This window comes from Planktothrix prolifica NIVA-CYA 540 (assembly GCF_963864145.1).
In the GTDB taxonomy this organism is placed as follows: domain Bacteria; phylum Cyanobacteriota; class Cyanobacteriia; order Cyanobacteriales; family Microcoleaceae; genus Planktothrix; species Planktothrix agardhii.
Genome location: NZ_CAWLTW010000001.1, coordinates 437,942 through 454,820, shown reverse-complemented (window position 1 = coordinate 454,820; position 16,879 = coordinate 437,942). Strand labels below are relative to the sequence as shown.

The following is a 16,879-nucleotide window of genomic DNA, read 5'->3' as shown; positions in this document are numbered from 1 at the left end:
GGAAGTCTGGAGTGAATGCTAGACCGCCAAAGGCTTGTCTGTTTTCGGTGATAAGCTTTAGCGAGCTAGGATTGACTCCCGACTCCCGGCCTTTGATCATTTTAAAATTGATGTAAAACTTGTTAAATTTGCCTAGGAGAGACGAACCTCATGCGGATGTTTAAAGTAACAGCTTGTGTTCCAAGCCAAAGCCGGATTCGTACCCAACGGGAATTACAAAATACCTACTTTACTAAGTTAGTTCCCTATGACAGTTGGTTTAAAGAACAACAACGGATCATGAAAATGGGCGGTAAAATTGTCAAAGTGGAACTGGCAACGGGCAAGCCCGGAACTAACGCCGGATTGCTGTAGAAGACAGGAGGCTGGGGACAGAAGGTAGAAAGAACACCGAAAAAAAGAAAAAAGATTAATTCTTGATTCTTGATTCTTAATTCTTCCTGCCTCCTGCCTCCTGCCTCCTGCTGTTTTGCTGCCATCCAATTCCGCTATTATATTGGAGAGACGAAAAACCACCTAATATAGAGGCGGGAAATGGCAAGTTGGGAATTTTTACTGCAAAAAGAAGGGGACAATAGTTGGTTGACCTTAGAATCCCCGGATGTTGAAATTTTAGAAGGACGCTACCGGATGGTAGCCCGGTCTGGATATACAAACACTTCAATTGATGTTCGGATTATTTATCAAGATTTTGATGCGGTTCCACCTGTCCAACAGGTTCAAACTCGGACACTAACCACCAATGCCGAGGGTTTGATGGTGGTTATGCCTTATACTTCCCTGAAACCTGGGAATTGGCAATTTTCTTGTGCGCCTCAACTGACGTCTGGGTTATTAGCAACCGTTGGTAAAAAAACCATACAATTAAGGGTTCTCCACTCGGAAGCAGAAGAATTTGATCAATTTTTTGGGGATACGGAACCACCGACGGCTGATATTACCTCCCCAGAGCCCCCGACTGTTGAACCGCAAACGGATCAGTCTTCTAAGGTTGTACAGTTCCCAACCGACCGCCTCTATATTGTGCCTGAACCGACTCGGCTACCACTTTCGGTTCTGGAGACTCCCGAAGCATCCCCACAACCCCTTGATCCGCTAGAAACGTTACTCAATTCTCTGCATATCTTCCTAGAACAAGATACCTTTGTTGGCCGTTTAGGAGAAGCCTTAGTTGTTTCGGGACGGGTGGAATTGCCAACCCCTAACCCATCTTCTACTTACCCAATTCTGACTGACGGACAATTGCAATTTCGCTTACGCGACCCCCAAAGCTCAGAACCCTTATTTGAGGTTAACCAAACCCTTTCTTCCTGCGACTTCCCGCTATTTTTTTCCGGTGTGGTTTATATTCCCTTTGAATGTAAAACCCGTTTAATTTTAGGGGAAGTGATTTTTTCTCATGATGGGGCTTTGGTGACGACTCAATCCTTTAATGTTGTTACCCAGGTTGAACATCTTTTAGAAGCTATAGATCAGGGTTTTAGTCCAGAATTGGATCAAGACGACTTCCCCGACCTTGCTAATTTGGATATGGGAGTTCTGGAATTACCTGACCTGACCGATACCACTAACAGGGCTGAAGTTTTAACCACGGAAACGACTACGGTGCTTCCTCCCAAACTGAATAATTCTAGCTGGGAATCTCGATCTCCTACATCCCTAGATTTGCCAATATTCGGGCAGAGTTCTCCCACTCAAGAGGTTAAGCCTGCACCCCAACCAAATCCTATGGTTATGTCGTCTGAAGGGGAATCAACCGCTACAGACTCATCACTTTCTATTTCACCTCTATTGCTAGAAGACTCATCGGAATCTATTCCCGGGACAGAGGAGATTGAACAACTTAGTTTAACCACCAAACCCAAAACCGCCCCAGAAGTTCAAGAAGCCTTTCAAGCGTTAGATTTGAATAATCGGTTTTGGTCACGGTTGAATGCTTTAGCGGGTGATCAAGAATGGTCACAATGGGTGAAACGGGCGAATGTTAATCCCTTACCTGAGATTCCTTTTAATGCTGCTAGTAATATTGTTAAACGTTCTGAACCAACATCATCGGATACAGCACCTTTGCCACACCCAGAAGTAATCAATGCCCAGGAAGAATTAGAGGAAATTGTAGTGGATGATGAACCTTTAGAATCCCCTGGAGCATTTTTTCCTCGGCGTAAACAGATCAAGGGAAGTAAACCTGAAGCCCCGGCGACAAATCAACCAATTTCTTATGTTTTACCTGAAGATCAACTGGTTCCTGATCCCCAAATTGAAGTCTTATCAACGGAAATTATTGCTGGAAGGTTAGTTAAACTGAGGGTAAGACTTCCCGATGGTTTACCCCGAATTTATGTCAAGGTTTGGCTGTTTGATCGGCAAACTCGCACTGTTGTTGATGGCCCTCGTTGGTTAACGGAATTTTCACCGAATGGATTTGATCAAATTGAAACAACCCTTGATTTAGAGATTCCTTACAGTAGTTTGGAAGTTTTATTTGAAGCGATTGCAGTGGAAATGCAAACCCAACGAGAAAGCAACAAAATTACGATTGAAGGTTCCGTTAATCCCCCTCCAGGGCCTTCTTTACCCATTCATTAATTAATGCCTTGTAGAGACGAGCCATGGCGCGTCTCTACAAGGGATGGCGCGTCTCTACAAGGGATGGCGCGTCTCTACAAGGGATGGCGCGTCTCTACAAGGGATGGCGCGTCTCTACAAGGGATGGCGCGTCTCTACAAGGGATGGCGCGTCTCTACAAGGGATGAAAACTTTTCCTAAATAACTCCCGCGTTACCCAGGGCTAAAATTACCCCAGCCCCTAAAATATGTCCAAAACTAGCAGTCGCTAATAATTCAGGAAATCCAAACCCGGTAAACATCCGGGGTAAACCGGGTAAACTCGGCCCTTTGCCACGATTTTCTTTAGAAATGGCATAGAAACCGATGAAAATTGCCAATAGGTTTGAGATAATCATCACAATGGCTACACTCGGAGACCAACTCACGGTGGTGGGAACATTGTTTTGTATTGACATCAGTAAGGAAGTGTAAATCAAGTTTCTATTCTCCTGAGCAATTTACGATTTTTTTAATTTCAACGGTTGATTATAGAAACCCGACGCTAAAAATTACCAATTTGTTGAAAAAGTTAATATAGCAGGGAATAGGGAATAGACAGAATGCACCCGATTGAATAATTATTGTAAAATTTTGATCAGAATTGTCTGCTGTGAATCAGACTTTAAACTCAACTTCAAGAGCATCAATGCGAATTAAAATTTGTGGAATTACTCGACCGGATCAGGGTTGTGCGATCGCCCAAATGGGGGCGACAATGTTAGGATTTATTTGTGTTCGGTGCTCCCCTCGTTATGCCACGTCGGAGCAAATTCGCAGGATTTTAGAGAATTTACCCAACTCGATTCAAACTATTGGTGTATTTGCTAATGTGAGTGTGGAGGAAATTTATCAAACGGTCAGGGAAACGGGATTAACTGGTGTACAACTGCATGGGGATGAATCTCCTGATTTTTGCGATCGCCTGCGTCAAATTCTTCCTGATACAGAACTGATTAAAGCCCTACGGGTTAAATCCCCAGCGACTTTAATTCAAGCTCAAGACTATTTTAATTATATTGATTCCCTATTATTAGATGCTTATCATCCGCAACAGTTGGGAGGGACGGGTCAAAGGTTAGACTGGCAAATTTTGAAACCATTTTCCCCCCCCTGTTCCTGGTTTTTAGCCGGAGGATTAACCCCGGATAATATTGGGGAAGCATTGCAACAGTTACAGCCCGATGGTATTGATCTCTCTAGTGGGGTTGAACGTTCTGCTGGTGATAAAGATTTAGCAAAAGTGAGTCAATTATTTCAAGTTCTCACGGATTTTTATTCTTAAATAATCATTGAATTGATGGTAGTTTTAACCCTGGCTTAAAACTTTGATGAGTGATTCATCGCCGCCAACTCCTTAAATTTATTCTGAACTTAATCCTGATTTTTGTTACCCTCCCCATCTGGATCAACTTCCTCCTCTAATGTAACTTCTGGAAATTCCCGATGTAAATTTTCCATCATAGATTTGAGAGAACTCCGAGGAATATAAGGCCAACCCCCTTTAGATTCAATTTCTCGTAATAAATGATAGAGTTTTTGACGACTATCGGGTAAAGATTGCTGAAATAAACTTTCTCGGATGTTCTGGTGTAACTGTTCTAAAATTCTCAGTACCGCTAAAATTTCCAGAGGGTTTCCTTCGGCGGTTGTGGCTAAGGTTAAAACCTTTTCTGCCAGAAATTCAAGCTGAGTTGACCGAGCTTGTGAATCAAATTCAGTGGAATTGTCCATAATTGAAATCTATCATTGCCAAAAACCCAATGAGAGAGGGCGGTCAATAAATTAACTTAATTAGTTTAACTTATCGTTGAAAAATTTGTACTTCGTCAGAAAAACAGTCACGAGCCTTGTACGGGTATGGTGTAGAATCACTATTGGGTTAAGATTCAGCTACCAAATAGCTCCGGTGATTCAACGTGAACAACTCCGTTGAAACAAAATTCCTCCCGTCTTTGTACCGAGGAGTTCGAGAACGCAACCCTAGAAGTGTTAAGACTTGTGGCTAGGTCGCCAACAACGATTTTCTTCGCCACAAACCTAATTTCACCAAAAAACGAGCGAGAAGCCCCTGGCTTTAGACATGGGGAGGAAAGTGGCTGCGGTTTCAACCGCCTTCAATATTTCCTGATCTAAAAGTAAGCGCAATTGCAATATCTTTTATAAGGGTAGTTGTTTTGAGCGTGTAGAGGTGATTTGATAGCGCCTTTGAGAGTTTTCGGATTCATTCAAGAATCCCCGTGGCTTCAGCCCTGGGGAGTATCAAATATCAATTTTGCATATTTGAGGTTGACAATGAGATATCGAGCTTTGGTTGCTGCACTATTAGCAATCTGTTTAACTGTACTTACAGCCTGTTCTGATGGCCCAGAGGCTAAAGATCCGAAGCTACTGACCTATGATGACATTAGAAATACAGGATTAGCTGTGAACTGTCCGACTTTACCCGAAACAGCCCGGGGTTCTATTGCGATTGATGGTGGTAAGTCCTACAGTATCAGTGGTTTGTGTCTGCAACCCACCAGCTATTTTGTCAAGCAAGAATCTACCAACAAACGCAAAGAAGCTGAATTTGTTCCGGGTCGTTTATTAACCCGATTCACCTATAGCTTAGATCAAATTGGGGGTAACCTGCTGGTGGGTTCCGATGGTAAACTCACCTTTGAAGAAAAAGATGGGATGGATTTCCAACCGATTACGGTTTTATTACCCGGTGGTGAAGAAGTTCCTTTCTTGTTCACGGTTAAAGGGTTAGTGGCGAGTTCCCAACCGGGATTATCCAGTATCAACACTTCTACCGATTTACGCGGGGATTTTAACGTTCCTTCCTATCGAGGCGCAAACTTCTTAGATCCTAAAGCCCGTGGGGTGAATGCTGGCTATGACAACGCCGTTGCTTTACCTGCAACCGCCGATGGAGCCGATTTAAGCACTGCTAATGTCAAGTTAGCAGATACCAAAGTTAAAGCGGGTCAGATTTCTTTACAAGTTTCTAAAATTGACGGCGAAACCGGAGAGGTGGCTGGAATTTTTGAAAGTGAACAGCCTTCTGATGATGATTTGGGTGCGAAGGAATCCTTGGCTGTGAAAGTTCGGGGTGTTTTCTATGGTCGGATTGAAACTGCTTCCTAAGCTGATCTATCCTTGAATTAAGTCCTGATTTGATCCAGGAAGAATGGGGGATCAACAGTTGCCTGTCTCCGGTTTGTGGACTTAATCACTGATTGGTGGTAGGTAAGGGTTCAGCCCTCAGCCTTCCTGAATTAACACAAAAATTTTTCGCCAAGTGAATATATATAGTTCCCAATTTCAGGAAATATTAATCAAATTTTTCTAAATATCTTGCGTTAACCCTGTAAGTTGGGCTACAATAATATGTTATTAGCCATAATAGTGTATATAAATTTGCTAAAGCTAGGCTTCTAGCCGATGGCTTAAAAGTCCTCGTTTAGTGCTTCAGCGACCTCACATTGACTATTAAATATAGGTTCAGAGTCCCCCCCATGTTGGGGCTAACCCTCTAACCTCCCATGCCATTAAAGCCTAGTGTGGTCAAGATTGATACGGAACTTATTAGCCAGCCCTACCAACGCAGGATATTGTCATGCCTACTCAAGTTGTCAATTACCCTAGGGGAGAAAGTTTAGAACTGTTACACCAATATCAACAGTCTGCTTCCAAGGATATCCGTAACCGGATTGTTCAGTTAAATATTGGATTGGTGCGTAAGGAGGTACACCATTGGGTGAACCAATGTACGGAAAGTTATGAAGATTTACTTCAAGTCGGTTGTATTGGCTTAATTCGTGCAATTGAGCGATTTGACCTGTCGAAAGGTCATGCCTTTAGTTCCTTTGCGATTCCCTATATTCGGGGGGAAATTCAACACTATTTAAGGGATAAAAGCCCGTCGGTGCGGGTTCCCCGTCAATGGTTGACCTTACAACGGCAATCGGTGAAGGTAATTCAACAACTTCAGTTAGAACTCAAGCGCCCGCCTACGGATGGGGAAGTGGCGGAGGTTTTAGGAATTTCTGTGAATGAGTGGAATGAGGTTAGGTTAGCTAATAGCAACCGTTCTGTGCTGAGTTTGGATGCTCCGATTATGGATGGGGAAGATGGAGCGACCTGTTTAGGGGAAATGGTTCCCGATGGTCGTTATCGGAGTTTTCAGTTGGCGCAGGAGGATCAAATTCGTGTCCAGCAGGCTTTGGCTAAATTAGAGGACGGAACCCGTAAGGTTTTGGAGTTTGTGTTTCTGTATGATTTAACCCAGAAGGAAACGGCCGAACGTTTGGGTATTAGTTCGGTGACGGTTTCCCGTCGGGTGAAAAAGGGGTTGAGTTCTTTGCAGAAAATGATGTCTGGTGGTGAGTAGTTGAGTTTTTGGGAATTGACACTCTCACCGTATAAAGGTGAGAGTGTCAACTGAATGTACCTGAAATTTATGGGCAAATTGGTTACTGTAGTTACGGGGTTTGCGGATCATGACGATGTGTGACCTTCTGGAATTCCTGGCAAAGAGTGAAATTCAACACTTCCTTGATTTGGAGTTAGAGTTTGATAGAGAAGTTCTTGACAATGATTATTTTCATCAGCCACGATTATTTTCGCTTCGTGTCCATTTTTTAAGATTTCGGAGCGATCGCATTGTTCATTTGCCCAAATAATTAGTAGATCATCTTTCTGACATAGCAGTGCTGCCCCACCATTTGGACAAACTATGCCAGAACCTGCTTCACCTGGTAAAACATAGGTTGACCAACGGTTGCCATTATTGATATTGACGATTTGTACTTCTTCTAAAGGTAACATTCCTACCTTTTCTAACAAGTCTGAGTCTATGGTTAAACTACCAACATAGTCACGCTTTGCCTCTGTAACCCTGACCCGATGAAGTTTTGCGTGCATTAGTTTGATTATACCCATTATTTTCCTTTTTGATTTATTTGTACAATTAGAGTTTTTAGAAAATCAGAATACCTGTACCCGGCCCGACATCTAGGATAGTGACATCAAAAAGCCTAAGTAGAACTTAGGGGTTTTAACCCATTTTTCTGATAAGTCCCCATTAAAAAGGGGGATTTAGGGGGATCTGGTCTGGGATGAAAGCAACGAGATTATTGCTTAATTTGATTACACAGGTACTATAGCAGGGAACAGCCCCCCCAAACCTCCCGTGCACGGGGGGCTAGGGGCAGGGCTGTTTAGTTAATAACAATAGCGATCATTAGTATTGGGTTTGGTGTTTTCCTTTCCAATGCGGGTCACACCGAGAACGGTGGAAATAATCACGCAGCGTTTAGTGTTGCCGAGGTCGGGATGGTTCAGGGTGATGGTTCCGAGCGCTTGTAAACTGGTTTGGGTGCATTCGTCGTTGGGGAAGTAGACGGGACAGCCTTTGTAGTTGAACAGGGTGCGGTACATTGTGCCTGATGTGGTGACTTTGTTGGTGGTTGGGTTAATTTTACGCAGGCTGGTTTCGAGTTTGCCCTTGGGGTTGGGTTGTTTATCATCAATAATAATACCGGGTTCTAGGGTTTGCCAACTGCCAGCCGGGAGTTGAACTGGGGGGATACTAGCGGGATGGAGGGCAAATTTAATCGTTTTGGGGGTTTGTTGGGTTTCTTGGGTTTCTTGGATGCTGACTTGCCATGCGGTTTTTTCCCGTTTGGCGTCGCTTTGAGCCATTTTGAATGCCCATTGCAGTTGTCCTGTGGAGGAGGCGAGACGATGGCGGTAAATGAAACCTAACCAACTGGGGATAGCAATGGCGCCTAGAACACCAATTATAAATATAATAATTAGTTGTTCAATTAGGGTAAATCCGCTATTAGAGGAGGTTAAGGAGCGATCGCTGGTCTTTTTTTGATTGATCATTTTAGCACACCTGATTTTAACTAAAGTAGTTATGTTTTCTGAGCGAACCTAACTACCAGTCTGCAAAAAATCAGGGGCTTTGACCACGGGAGAATTACGGATCTTTTAAAATTATTTTGAACATTGAAATTTTAATCAATCAGTGAAATTACGGAGTTATGGTAGCTTTTGTGGCTATCCTGACAGGGATTGAGCTTAATTTACCCATTGCTATAATTGCAATGTTGCAAGATGGCGGCTACGCGATCGCATTCTTTCAATATTTAGGGAGGGGTGGGACAATCTGTTTTTTCTGCGGTTCTCATTCCTCCTAACAGAGTTTGAACAATGGTACAGTGTTTACCTTTGCCATCAGGAAGGGAGACTGTTGCTATGAAGGGCAATTCTTGCTTAGGAGTCATTTTTTTGATACTTCCTCGATAATCAAAAACAATATCTGAATCGGCGGTTACTGTCGTATCTCCTGCACCTGTAACAAGTTTAATAGTTCCTGCTTTAATTTCACCAGAAACATTGAGCTTCTCTACATTACCGTTATAAGTAACGGTAGGTGGATCAACTGGAGGAACACTAAATGTTAGAGTAACATCACCTTTTTTCCGTTTTGCTTCAGCTTGGGCTGATTTAATCGCTTGAAATACCTGATTATTAACTGTTTTAAGTCGTTGTCCGGTAGTAAATGCTTGCCAACTGGGGGCGGCGATCGCACTCAAAACGCCAATCATTAAAACCACAACTAACAATTCAATTAGGGTAAATCCCTGATCAGATTGAACGGGATTTTTTTTTAACCGATTTATTAACAGCTTATTTAATATTTGTTGAGTTTTCATAATTAATCCTTTTTGATTATTTAATAATTTGAGTTAATTCTAATTTCCCAGACCACTTAATCCTCGCAATTGAACTGATGATTTTGGACAATAGGGTGAGTTAGGGTTAGCAATAGGATCACAAACCGCATTAGCATCATTACGTCTTAGTGCATTTCCCTGAATTGTTAATTTAGCTAAGTCATTTGTTGAGCTATCATCCAGTTTGAAATCTTGAATGTAGTTAACTAAAACAGTTTGTGTGACATCGGCTATTGTCGCTGCGTCAGTAACATTCTCTAAAGGTTTAGACAGAGTAAAATCAGGATTATAGGGTAGATTATCCTTACTACCCTTCCAATAGCTTCTCAAGTTTGGGTTTTCGTCTGTTCCTAGGTCGTCTTTTGTATAGTAGGTTCCATCAGATTTTGCTAACCCATCAGAAATTTCATACCGAACTATTCGACTAGGACAAGTTGATCCTGAAGGTTGACACCAAATTGATTTGTCATCTGTTTCTGGAAGTAATTGATAACTGACTAACGATAAAACGTAGGTATCATTACAGGTCGTTGGTGTACAATCTTTAGGCAGTACAGCAGAATCTACTGGAACCGAATCTTCTACTAATTTTCGTTTCCAAAAAACAAGAACAGGTTTTTCATTATTAGGAGTTCCAGTATTCGGTAAAAAACCATTATCTTTTAGACTTTTAATTTCATCAATCGGCGCTCCTGTTGTTATTGGATTAGGTTTTTGATTCACATAAATATAGAGAGCTTGACTAACATCTTCTCCAATATAATCTAATGCAGATTGGATTTCTTCTTCGGTGTTTGCTTTGGCACTTTCTCGTTGATCATCATTTAATAGACCAAGCACCATTCCCATCAAAGGAGTGATCACAATAAAAGCAATAATTGTACCCACTAACAGTTCTATCATTGTCATGCCCTTGACTTGATAGTTTCGATCAAATTTTGCCGGATTTGACCTAACTTGATGTTTAAGTAATAATTTTAGAAAGATACTCATTTTTATTGCTCCATTAACTTAAGAAAAGTATGTGAATTAAGTTAGACTTAAAATATTACGGTCAAGGTGTACCCTGTAGTCGGTCTCTAAGATTTTCAAAGGTTGCATCTGACGGTAAAACTTCAGTTTTCATCATAACTAAAGGCAAACCACGATTACCTAACGCATTCGTTGTTAAGCTGTCCGACTTAGTAGGTGACTGAAGCGTTACACCAGGGGCAAAAGAGTTAGCCCGATAAACTCTAACTTGCATTCCATAGCCTTTTTCTGGCTTCGTAGCATCAGGAATGATGATAATGGGTTGAACCACCATATCAACAGGGCTATTTGTTTGACACCCTGCTGTTTCATCAAGATTTACACAGTACAATTTTTTATCGGTTGTTGTACAATAACCATCTTTTGATGTGCAATCACTTGTTAAATCACCTGTTGCTGGAGCGGTAATTGCAGTTTGTTTGGGTGCTCTTTCTTTTATTGCATTGGGATCAGAAGCAGCTTTCACCCAATCAATATAACTTTTTCCCGCTTGAGTTGCCAGTTCAACTCGTTTGGCTTGCACGCGAGTCCCCACAGAGAAGGCAATAACGGGGCCAATTGCTAACAACATGACAGATACAACAATTACCGCCATGAGTCCCTCAAGGATGGTATAGCCTTCTTGAGAAGGTGAGCGTTGATTGAGTGGGCGTTGCTTTAAAAACATGACCTTTTCCTCCTATAAAACTTAGCTACCATATTTAGCAGAGCAAGTTTGACCGGGTATTGCTCTGGTTGTGGAGATCGTTCCGGGGGTAGCGGTTGGTAACGGTGCGACCTTAGAACACAACAACCCTTTAACCCAATCATCATCTCGGCTAACTTCGCGGAAATATTCATCGGGGTCAATACTTTCATCCGGTAGAGAGAATTTCTGGGCAAATAAATCCGGTGGCTGAGATAACAGACCGACATCAAAACCCCATTCCCGTTTCGGGAGTAAGAAGTAGCCAATCTTACCACCCCCTGAATTAATTCTGTATCGACTCGCGTTGTTATTACCAGCATCATTCCCAAATATTGCAGGTGGACGTTTAGCGTAGGGGGGATTGGGGGGATTGTCGGGATTGGGGGGATCGGGATTATTATCCATGAGGCTAAAGTAGGGAGCGGAAGCGTAGGAACTGCGACTGGTCTGAATAAAAGCACCCGCGATAGTCGCCGTTTGCTCTGGAAATTGCCAGTTTTCTAGGAAGCGGGGTAAGTTTTGTAAACCGCCATTGTTGTCTCTAGGGCGTGCTGGAATGTCTCCAGTTGCCATGACTAAGTTAAACTCGTTCAAGTTAGTCGCCGTCTTCGGTGCAGCCGGAATCGCCCACCGATTGTTTGTAGTCCCTCCTGGATTATTGCCTACAACAAATGTACCTGTTGTAGTAGTGGAGTCAGTGGCATGAATTTGCAGGACGGGAACTAACAGGGGTTGTTTGGTTAAATCAGTGTATAAAGGCGAGGTAGTAAAATCGGTGATAGCCGTAGCAGGTGTTGTTGGATTGTAGTACCACAAAGGATTAGTACCTACGTTAGTGCGGTTAGTTCCGTTACGAGTTTGGAACCAAAGAGTATTAGGTTGATCGGCTCTAATATTAGCAAAATCGTTAGTAATAGCCAGAGTAGTATTATTAATTCCCAAGGGTTTTGGTAGATTACTATTCAAAACCAGTTGATTACTAGCATTCCGTTCAAAGGCAACACGACGCGGAAAACGTTGATAATCTTTATCAGGTGGCTTTGCCGTTGTACCTGATAATAAGTTATCGACAGTGGTAGCAAGTAGATCCTTTGCTTTGCCTGGGATTTTAGTATTTGGAACTATCACCCAGTCATTAGCTAGACAAGCAGAAACAGGCAGTTTCAAACAAATTTCGGTCAGAAACTCTTTGGGATTATTATCGAGTCGTCGCTGAATGGGAGTAACGAAGTTATTGAAGTAGGAACTATTGAGAAATGTCTCTGTATCTGTTGTAGTTGAACGGTAATTCTCATCTTTAGGGGTAACGTTTGTCCCAGTATCAGCAAAGCGACCTGTTGGCCCCCCACTACTCAAACCATTAATGGCATAGTCATTATTCAAGAAACCGTTTTCCAGACGAAGGGTTTTTGCTGAAACCCAATTACCAGGGCTTTTTTCAATCAATGCGCTACCCGCATTATTTCTGAGATCAAAATCCCCTTCATCTCGATAACCAAACCGGAAGTTATCAGACAGCAGGGTAATAGCATCGGCTAGGACGTTAGCGGGACGCCAATCGTCTCCGGTATCACACTTGAAGGTCGCAGCTTGAATTCTTGGATCTTTTGCATGACAAGCAAAGTTAGGATTGAGGGCACTGGCTGCACGGCCATAGAAATCGGCAAAAGTCCAACTAAAAGTGCCTGTAAATTCCTGTTGGGTATGTTTATTAAAATCCCCTTTAATATAAACAGGCAAGTTGGAGACTAAAGTTAGTCCTTTGTCTTGAACAACATCTTGTACTGTAACTGGAGATGGAGGCCAGGGACGCTTTAAACTACCATTGGCGAGAAGAATCCCATTCGGGCGACGGGTAGGATCTAATTTTAAGTCCGCCGCACTTGCTTCGAGATCAGCAGGGGTGTCACGGGTGTCGGGTTGGGCGCTTAAATCGGGAAGTGCATCATCCCGACTAGCGTAGATAATTCCACTCAAGGGTAATAGATATTCCCCCTTGCCTAAACTGGCTTTTGGCCCTGTAGTTACACCTTGGGTAATCTTTGTTTTTGCCAATAATGTTAAATCAATCTTAGTCACGCGAACTTCCTGGGGCATCCGTTCTTCCAGGGGCAGGGTAGGGCTGGCGTTTAACTTCGCTTTCTCGGCAGCAACATCAGGACGACTGCTGAGGGTGAAGGTTTCATCAACGGTTGTTGTTGGATCATCCGGTTCATTTGCCTTGACCTCTCTGGCATTTAAAAGCGTAAGTTCCGAAATCGCTCCATGAGGAATTACCGCGTCAGATGGTGTAATGTCGCCACTGAGAATATCTAAAGAACAGAGGGTGCTATCAATGGCCGCTTGATTAGCTAAGGTCAGATCATCTCCGTCGAATAGGGTTTTTAAGGCATCTCTCAGGGCGGAATTAGCAAATCGACCATCGGGGAAAACATAGTTAGCTTGGTTTCCCAGTTCCGCAGCCGCACCGGAAACCGTATAGAGTCCTGTCGTAGCACTGTAAGAAGCGGCAGTCGGTCTGGCTGTTGTGGGTTTAGGGTAGGCTACACCGTTATTAGATTTACCATTGGTGGTATCTTTTCCCAGTCCCCCGTCAACGTCAATGAGATTTTTGGCTGTAATTCGATTGGTTGGATCATAGTAATTACTAACGCAGGCAATCGGTTGTTGATCGGTGTCGCTATTGACAGGATCATAGGGATCGGAGGCATAGTGATAAACAGCCGTTGCCCGCATCCGCAAGTCACCTTGGGATTTTGTAGGATTGGCACTGAAAGGAACCCAAAGTGTAGACGATGGAGTAAAGGGAGTCTTAGGAGAACCATCGGCATTATATAAGCCCGTGTTGTTATAAACCTGTGAACCCACACCAGGAGACATGGGCATTGTATCCGGCCAGACAATCGGAAAAGTTTCCGTTGCTGATGTGGCGGGATCATCATAAGTTGCGTTCCCTTCAACTCCTGGGATTGTTGGATCATCCCATAAGGGGGGCGGTAAAAAGGAGTTCTTACGTTCATAAATTCCTGCACCTGTGATTACCCGTAACCCACCAATGGCATCTAATGGAGCTTTGGGTTTTTGGGCTGCGGCTTTTTCCCAATAGCCATCTCGTTTGGTATCCCCTAAGTTGGGTAAGGGTTTAACTTGGGTGCTGCGAGTTCGATCCACCGTATTCGGGTCAGTCCATTTCTGGCCCGTAATGGGTAAATTTGCTGCGGCTTTCCAACGGGTATTTATGGTTGAATCATAGTTCAGGGCGGGTAAGTTATTTCCAGCGATGACCCGATCGCCCAAATAGTTTTCTTTTCCATTTGTCTTCTGAGTCTCCGGTTCAGTTTGCTGAAGTTGGCCAGAAATAAACGCCACACCAGAGGTACTGTTTCCTGCTGCGTTGGTCGGCAACATCCAAAGATCTGGGGCTCTTAAATCTTCTGTTCCTAATCCTCTTGCCACTGAACCTTTAGCCGGAATCGTTTTAGACTCTACTTGTGTAACTTTCCGAATACGAGCTTTGAAATAAGCCCTCAGTTCTTCTTCACGGACTGTATCGGGTTTTAGTGTTGAATCTTCTGCAATCCTCTTTTGAACCACTGTTTCCACTGATGGAGGCATATTACTTGCCAGAATTTCTTTATCTCCTGAAGTAGCCCTCAAATCATCAATCAAAGCACTGAGACGCTTTTTATATTCAGCATCATCATACATTGCACTGTTGACAGCAGTGCTGACCGATTGATTAGCCGTTGTAATTTGAGCGGTGGTTGGGTTAGTTCCGGCTCCTTGGTACAAATGCACCTGTACAGAATAGTTTTCAGTGGGTTTATCCGTTATGCCGTTTATAACGTTACCCGCTACAATCACCTTGCTATTTTCTTCTTTATAAAAACAAGAGTTAATTCCACTAACTTGATATAATTTCAATTCGTCGTTAGTATTAGAAGGAGAAGCGATTAAATTGCTGTTGGTAAAAATCCGCCCGTTTAAGTTAGTGGCAACAGGATTAATAATTAAATCATCTTCATAAAGAACTGCATTATTTGTTAGGGGAACCCGTGTTGCATCAAGTTGATATTCTAAAGCTGAAAAGCTAGGTGTTCCTTGAAATTGACTATATTTAGTAGTATCTAATGTAAACGCAGTAATATCTGCTAGAGTAATCGGTACAGTTGTTGTATAAACAAAAAATCCTTTTTTCAGGTTGCCATTTACCCTTGACCAACCGGAATCATCCACCAAACTCCCTGTTCCTCCAGAGGAAAGAATAGCTTGACATTCCTTGCTCACCCCAGAAGTTAGAGTCATGGGAAGGGTTCTAGCATCTAAAGGGTTTCTAGTTCTATCCGTTCCAGGTTTGCGGAAGAAAATCCCGTAGTAGGTAAAACTATCAAATTTCCCATCATTATTAGTATCTACCGGAAATCGCCAAGCGGTTTGAATAGCGTTTTGATCTTCGAGTTTTTGATTAGTTGTTATTACATCTATTGTAGAGTTGCCATCAACGTCATACTGAATTTGTAAGCGTTGCTCATCACCTAAGTTATAAAAAACATCATTTAAAGCCCGACTCAACTCATTATCAGAGGGTGTTTCTCTAGGTAATGATTTATCGTTTCCTGATAACAAATATTCAATTTTAGCTTTTGCCCGATCTAATGCCGGGGTTGCAGCTTGTAGAACTTGTTCATCCACCCGCCGATATTGAGCCATTTTTGCCCGATCCATCGATCGCAACATAATAGTTATGGTCAATAGCACCACCACTAACAAAACCATCACCACCGTAGGCAACACAAAGCCCGCCCGACCATAACGATCTTGACGGTTGATCCTCATCCAAACCCTAAGAAGCGATCGCATTGTCCGCCGGGTCATCCGTTGAAAAGCAATCCGGATCGAGCGAGACAAAGACAGAATAGGATTAGAGAATTTGTTGTTGTGATGTTGTGACATAATATATGCCTACCTAACCTGTAATTGGAATGGTCGTGATGGCGAATAACGGGAAAAACTCCCTACCTTTAGTTTTAGCATTTCTGCCCCAGAATCGCCTCGGTAAAAATACCGATATTTCCGAGTTTAGTCGCGCTTGCTATTAATGTAAGAAATACAGTTTAGGGATTCTCCTCTATTATTTATAATGCCCAATTTTTTTTGAAAAGCGATCGGGATCTGGATATATTAAGTTTTTCCTTTTTGAATCCTAAGACCTAACCCCCCAGCCCCCTTCCCTGCGAGGGAATGGGGTGTAATCGATCCTAAATCTCTTTGAGATTTAATATTAGAAATTCTTCCCCCTCTCCTTGTAGGAAAAGGGCTGGGGGAGAGGTTACACAATTTTTTAATCTCAAAATAAATATCCCCCCTGTTGTCTAGGGGGGGTTAGGGAAGTTCTGGCTATTGTTCGGCCCCATTTAAAATTTATTCAGATCAAGTCCTGCTTTTTTTGCCATGGCTTGTAACCCTTTCAGTTCAATAGTTTTAATCGCTTTTGTAGAAAGTTTTAATCTCACAAAACGATTCCCCTGGGGCCACCAAATCCGTTTCCACTGTAAATTCGCTTCCTGCAATTTGTGGGTGCGACGGTGGGAGTGGGACACGGCCATACCGTTATTGGCTCTCTTTCCCGTTAACTGACAAATCCGAGACATGGTTAACTCCAGCTTACTCTTGTTTTAAAAGTCCAAACCCCCATTATACAGAATTTTGGTTCTAACAATCCCGTGGCTTTGAAAGTCCTTTGATTTTATAGCAGGGAACAGCCCCCCAAACCCCCCGTGCACGAGGGGCTGTTTCATTCTCTCCCAAAAATTGTGTG

At 42.8% G+C, this 16,879-nt stretch carries 14 protein-coding genes; 5 read left to right on the top strand and 9 right to left on the bottom strand.

Features of this window, described 5'->3' with window-relative positions:
• Nucleotides 1-150: 150 nt before the first annotated feature.
• Complete coding sequence (locus AC559H_RS02035; RefSeq protein WP_026787259.1) at nucleotides 151-354, top strand: phycobilisome linker polypeptide; 204 nt, start codon at nucleotides 151-153, stop codon at nucleotides 352-354.
• Nucleotides 355-534: 180 nt separating this feature from the next.
• Nucleotides 535-2,589 (top strand): hypothetical protein, encoded by a 2,055-nt coding sequence (locus AC559H_RS02030; RefSeq protein ID WP_026793612.1) that lies wholly within the window; start codon nucleotides 535-537, stop codon nucleotides 2,587-2,589.
• 176 nt (nucleotides 2,590-2,765) lie between these two features.
• Here the strand turns inward: AC559H_RS02030 and psaK are convergent, their stop codons facing one another.
• The gene (psaK, locus tag AC559H_RS02025; RefSeq protein WP_375295595.1) at nucleotides 2,766-3,026 is read right to left on the bottom strand and encodes a photosystem I reaction center subunit PsaK; all 261 of its coding nucleotides are present in this window, start codon (nucleotides 3,024-3,026) and stop codon (nucleotides 2,766-2,768) included.
• Between the two features lie 230 nt (nucleotides 3,027-3,256).
• Between psaK and AC559H_RS02020 the strand changes: the two genes are divergently transcribed.
• Complete coding sequence (locus tag AC559H_RS02020; RefSeq protein ID WP_026787256.1) at nucleotides 3,257-3,892, top strand: phosphoribosylanthranilate isomerase; 636 nt, start codon at nucleotides 3,257-3,259, stop codon at nucleotides 3,890-3,892.
• Between the two features lie 89 nt (nucleotides 3,893-3,981).
• Here AC559H_RS02020 and AC559H_RS02015 read toward each other — a convergent pair whose 3' ends face one another.
• On the bottom strand, nucleotides 3,982-4,341 hold the full coding sequence (locus AC559H_RS02015; RefSeq protein WP_036834084.1) for a hypothetical protein: 360 nt from the start codon (nucleotides 4,339-4,341) through the stop codon (nucleotides 3,982-3,984).
• Nucleotides 4,342-4,902: 561 nt separating this feature from the next.
• On the opposite strand from AC559H_RS02015, the gene AC559H_RS02010 reads away from it, so the two are divergent.
• Together AC559H_RS02010 and AC559H_RS02005 are read left to right on the top strand one after the other, a co-directional pair.
• Nucleotides 4,903-5,739 (top strand): photosystem II manganese-stabilizing polypeptide, encoded by an 837-nt coding sequence (locus tag AC559H_RS02010; protein ID WP_026787255.1) that lies wholly within the window; start codon nucleotides 4,903-4,905, stop codon nucleotides 5,737-5,739.
• Between the two features lie 472 nt (nucleotides 5,740-6,211).
• Nucleotides 6,212-6,985 carry an RNA polymerase sigma factor SigF gene (locus AC559H_RS02005; protein ID WP_026797483.1) on the top strand — a complete coding sequence of 258 codons (774 nt, stop codon included), beginning with the start codon at nucleotides 6,212-6,214 and terminating at the stop codon, nucleotides 6,983-6,985.
• 107 nt (nucleotides 6,986-7,092) lie between these two features.
• On the opposite strand, the gene panD is transcribed toward AC559H_RS02005, so the two are convergent.
• From panD to rpmB, 7 genes are all read right to left on the bottom strand, one after another.
• Entirely contained in the window at nucleotides 7,093-7,536 is a 444-nt protein-coding gene (gene panD, locus AC559H_RS02000) for an aspartate 1-decarboxylase (RefSeq protein WP_026787253.1), read from the bottom strand.
• Nucleotides 7,537-7,818: 282 nt separating this feature from the next.
• Nucleotides 7,819-8,487 carry a pilus assembly FimT family protein gene (locus AC559H_RS01995; protein ID WP_043938747.1) on the bottom strand — a complete coding sequence of 223 codons (669 nt, stop codon included), beginning with the start codon at nucleotides 8,485-8,487 and terminating at the stop codon, nucleotides 7,819-7,821.
• Between the two features lie 263 nt (nucleotides 8,488-8,750).
• Entirely contained in the window at nucleotides 8,751-9,320 is a 570-nt protein-coding gene (locus AC559H_RS01990) for a type II secretion system protein (RefSeq protein ID WP_026797485.1), read from the bottom strand.
• 39 nt (nucleotides 9,321-9,359) lie between these two features.
• Complete coding sequence (locus AC559H_RS01985) at nucleotides 9,360-10,334, bottom strand: hypothetical protein (protein ID WP_052338680.1); 975 nt, start codon at nucleotides 10,332-10,334, stop codon at nucleotides 9,360-9,362.
• A 61-nt stretch (nucleotides 10,335-10,395) separates the two neighbouring features.
• Nucleotides 10,396-11,040 (bottom strand): hormogonium polysaccharide secretion pseudopilin HpsB, encoded by a 645-nt coding sequence (hpsB, locus tag AC559H_RS01980; protein ID WP_026797486.1) that lies wholly within the window; start codon nucleotides 11,038-11,040, stop codon nucleotides 10,396-10,398.
• Nucleotides 11,041-11,061: 21 nt separating this feature from the next.
• On the bottom strand, nucleotides 11,062-15,969 hold the full coding sequence (gene hpsA / locus AC559H_RS01975; RefSeq protein WP_148292350.1) for a hormogonium polysaccharide biosynthesis protein HpsA: 4,908 nt from the start codon (nucleotides 15,967-15,969) through the stop codon (nucleotides 11,062-11,064).
• 506 nt (nucleotides 15,970-16,475) lie between these two features.
• Entirely contained in the window at nucleotides 16,476-16,712 is a 237-nt protein-coding gene (rpmB, locus tag AC559H_RS01970) for a 50S ribosomal protein L28 (RefSeq protein WP_026787250.1), read from the bottom strand.
• Nucleotides 16,713-16,879 lie beyond the last annotated feature (167 nt).